The organism is Mesorhizobium sp., assembly GCF_004962925.1.
Classification (GTDB): domain Bacteria; phylum Pseudomonadota; class Alphaproteobacteria; order Rhizobiales; family Rhizobiaceae; genus Mesorhizobium.
The window spans coordinates 1-1,974 of sequence record NZ_SUEO01000101.1 but is presented as its reverse complement, the minus strand read 5'-3'; the positions used below and the strand labels follow the sequence as shown (position 1 = coordinate 1,974).

Sequence of the window (1,974 nt, the reverse complement as noted above, 5' to 3'; positions counted from 1 at the left end):
CTTCACACCCTTGCATCTGGAGGACGGCCGTTTCGTCCTGATCAATCGCGGCTTCGTGCCCTACGATCTCAAGGACGCAGCCAAGCGCCCGCAAAGCCAGGTCGAGGGCCAAGTGACGGTGACGGGGCTCGCCCGCAACGCGCTGTCGGCGAAGCCCTCGATGATGCTTCCCGACAATGATCCGCAGAAGAACATCTTTTACTGGAAGGATCGCGATGCCATGGCGGCAAGCGCGAGCCTGCCGGCCGGCGCGGGGCTGGTGCCATTCTTCATCGACGCGGACGCGACGCCGAACCCGGGTGGGCTGCCGGTTGGTGGCGTTACCGTCATCAACCTGCCGAACAGCCATTTGCAATATGCCGTAACCTGGTACGGCCTTGCCGCTGCCCTTGCCGGCGTCCTCATCTTCAGGCTTCGCCGCCCGGCGAAAGACGCATCGGCCCGAAAATCGGAATCGATTTTCGGAAAGCACGATGTGTAGGTTGAAAGTGTCAGGGCAATTCCAGGAAAAGTGTGAAACGGTTTTCCGTCCGGAATTGCGTTAAAACAAAGAGGTAGAGCTGTTCTGCGAACGGCTCTACAGCGTACTTTGTGCGTCCAAATGGACGCACGTCGCTCTAATGATCGCCACTGGCGCCCTTGACAGGGCAGGGGTGTGCACCTCATTTCGCGCCTTGAGTTCACCTGAGTTCACGATACGACCAACCGGCCGGGAATCATGCTTCACACGACCACAAAGCCACCGCTGACAATAAGGCTCTGCCAGCCACGGGGCTTCTGCGCCGGCGTCGACCGCGCCATCCAGATCGTCGTTCTGGCGCTGAAGAAATACGGCGCGCCGGTCTATGTCCGCCATGAGATCGTACATAATCGCTACGTCGTCGAGGGGCTGCAAAGCCTGGGTGCGGTGTTCATCGAGGAGCTCTCCGAGATACCGGCGGAGCATCGCCAGAGCCCGGTCGTCTTTTCGGCGCATGGCGTGCCGAAGTCGGTGCCGGCGGATGCCCAGGCGCGTAGCCTCTTCTATCTCGACGCCACCTGCCCGCTGGTGTCGAAGGTCCACAAGCAGGCAATGCGCCATCAGCGGCTCGGCCGCCACGTGCTTCTGATCGGCCATGCCGGCCACCCGGAAGTGATCGGCACGATGGGGCAATTGCCGGACGGCGCCGTCACCTTGATCGAGACCGAAGCCGACGCCGCGAAATTGGTGCCTGCCGACCCGCAGGCGCTCGGTTTCGTCACCCAGACGACGCTCTCGGTCGAGGACACCGCCGGCATCATCCGCGTGCTTAAGGATCGTTTTCCCGATTTGCATGCGGCGGCGGCGGAATCGATCTGCTATGCCACTACGAACCGCCAGGAGGCGGTGAAGGAGACCGCCGCGGGTGCCGATCTCTTCCTGATCGTCGGCGCTCCCAACTCCTCCAATTCGCGGCGTCTTGTCGAAGTGGCTGAACGCGCCGGCGCCTCGATGTCGCTCCTCGTACAGCGCGCTTCCGAAATTCCGTGGACTGACATTGCCGGCATCTCGACGCTCGGCCTGTCGGCAGGCGCTTCTGCGCCGGAAATCATCGTCGACGAAATCATCGACGCGTTCCGGCAGCGCTTCGACGTGACGATCGAGCTGGCGGTGACGGCGACGGAAACGGAGGATTTTCCGGTAATGCGGGTCCTGCGCGACGTCGAACTGACGGCGGCCGACATGGCCTTCGTCAACGGGGCCGCGTAAGGTCCATGGCGGTCTACACCGACGTCAATGAAAGTGAGCTCGGCGCGTTCCTGGATGCCTATCCGGTCGGCGATCTCCTGTCCTACAAGGGCATCGCCGAAGGCACCGAGAACTCGAATTTCCTGCTGCACACCACCAGCGGCTCCTACATCCTGACGCTCTACGAAAAGCGCGTCGACAAGGCCGACCTGCCGTTCTTCCTCGGCCTCATGGGCCATCTCGCGAGAAAAGGCATTTCGTGCCCG

Annotated in this window: 3 protein-coding genes; all 3 read left to right on the top strand. The window is 62.1% G+C overall.

What is annotated here, in order from left to right:
* On the top strand, window positions 1-481 hold a 481-nt coding region (locus E5W87_RS19725; protein WP_292401069.1), incomplete at its 5' end, for an SURF1 family protein.
* Between the two features lie 237 nt (window positions 482-718).
* Complete coding sequence (ispH, locus tag E5W87_RS19720; RefSeq protein WP_292401066.1) at window positions 719-1,729, top strand: 4-hydroxy-3-methylbut-2-enyl diphosphate reductase; 1,011 nt, start codon at window positions 719-721, stop codon at window positions 1,727-1,729.
* A 5-nt stretch (window positions 1,730-1,734) separates the two neighbouring features.
* The coding region (locus E5W87_RS19715) for a phosphotransferase (RefSeq protein WP_292401061.1) at window positions 1,735-1,974 on the top strand (240 nt) is incomplete at its 3' end.